Origin of the sequence: Flagellimonas lutimaris (genome assembly GCF_003581615.1) — a bacterium.
In the GTDB taxonomy this organism is placed as follows: domain Bacteria; phylum Bacteroidota; class Bacteroidia; order Flavobacteriales; family Flavobacteriaceae; genus Flagellimonas; species Flagellimonas lutimaris.
This window is the reverse complement of record NZ_QXFH01000038.1, coordinates 1-259: the sequence shown is the minus strand read 5'-3', so window position 1 is coordinate 259 and position 259 is coordinate 1. Positions and strand designations below refer to the sequence as shown.

Here is a 259-nt window from a genome sequence, read left to right as displayed (position 1 = left end):
AGTGGATGGTTCGGTTTGAGAGCCGACGAAGGGCGTGCCAAGCTGCGAAAATCTGCGGGAAGACGCAAGGACTCTATGATCCGCAGGTCCCCTAATAGGACATCCTGACTTTAGTCAATCCGTAAGGATAGGGAACCCCCCGAAGTGAAACATCTCAGTAGGGGGAGGAAGAGAAATCAAGAGAGATTACGTTAGTAGAGGCGATCGAACCCGTAACAGTCAAAACTGAATCCCTTCGGGGACATGTAGTGTATGGCCT

At 51.0% G+C, this 259-nt stretch carries 1 rRNA gene; it reads left to right on the top strand.

Annotated features, from left to right (window positions below):
* Nucleotide 1: 1 nt before the first annotated feature.
* Nucleotides 2–259 (top strand): 23S ribosomal RNA (locus tag D2V08_RS17455); the annotation flags it as partial.